This is a genomic window from Actinoplanes sp. NPDC048791 (assembly GCF_040650095.1).
GTDB lineage: Bacteria > Actinomycetota > Actinomycetes > Mycobacteriales > Micromonosporaceae > Actinoplanes.
This window is the reverse complement of record NZ_JBEZGQ010001681.1, coordinates 1-1,162: the sequence shown is the minus strand read 5'-3', so window position 1 is coordinate 1,162 and position 1,162 is coordinate 1. Positions and strand designations below refer to the sequence as shown.

Genomic DNA, 1,162 nt, shown 5'->3' with positions numbered 1-1,162 from the left:
AGCCGTACGTCGCGTTCCGGCCAGTGCGGCAACACCACCAGCCCGGGCCGGGCGAGCCGGGTGAAGACGTGGCCCCCGGGGGGGAGCGTAGTGGATCCGGGGGCGGACCCCCCGCCCCGTCACCGACTCGTGGATCAGCGCACCGCGGCCAGCGGCTGCGACGACGGGCGTACCGGGGCCGGCAGTTCGCCGAAGCCGCCCAGGTAGGTGTGGATCGCCGCGGCGGCCGCCCGGCCCTCGGCGATGGCCCAGACGATCAGCGAGGCGCCGCGGTGCATGTCACCCGCGACGAAGACACCCGGCACGCCGGTCTGCCAGTCGTCACCGGCGTCGACCGCGCCGCGGCCGTTGCGGATCACCCCGAACTGCTCCAGCAGCGGCTGCTGCTCGGTGCCCTCGAAGCCGATCGCGAGCAGCACCAGCTGGGCGGGCAGGTCACGCTGGGAGCCCTCCTGGACCGTGACGGTACGGCGCCCGTCGACCCGTTCCACGACCACGTCCGCGACCCGTACCGAGGTCACGTTGCCCGTACCGTCGTCGACGAACTCCTGGACCGCGACGCCGAAGATGCGTTCGCCGCCCTCCTCGTGGGCCGGGTAGTTGCGCAGGATGACCGGCCAGGTCGGCCACGGGTGCAGTTCGCCGAGCCGGGTCTCCGGGGGCAGCGGGTACTGGTCGAGCTGGATCACGCCCGCCGCGCCCTGCCGGTGGGCGACGCCGAGGCAGTCGGCGCCGGTGTCGCCGCCACCGATGATCACCACGTGCTTGCCCGCGGCGTCGATCGGCGTGCTCTCCTGCTGGCCGGCCACCACCCGGTTGGCCGGGACGAGGTGCTCCATGGCCAGGTGGACGCCGCCGAGGTGGCGTCCCGGGGTGTCGGTGGCGTCCCGGCCGGCCAGGGCGCCGCAGGTCAGCAGCACCGCGTCGAAGCGTTCCCGCAGGTCGTCGGCGGTGATGTCGACGCCCACGTTGACGCCGGTCTCGAAGACCACACCCTCGGCGGCCATCTGCGCCAGCCGCTCGTCGATGCGCTCCTTCTCCAGCTTGAAGTCGGGGATGCCGTACCGCAGCAGCCCGCCGATCTTGTCGTCGCGCTCGTAGACGGTGACGGCGTGACCGGCCCGGGCCAGCTGCTGGGCGGCGGCGAGCCCGGCCGGGCCGG

At 74.1% G+C, this 1,162-nt stretch carries 1 protein-coding gene; it reads right to left on the bottom strand.

Annotated elements, in window-relative coordinates; genetic code table 11:
- Nucleotides 1–134: 134 nt before the first annotated feature.
- On the bottom strand, nucleotides 135–1,162 hold a 1,028-nt coding region (locus AB0C29_RS49585), incomplete at its 5' end, for an FAD-dependent oxidoreductase (protein ID WP_360835504.1).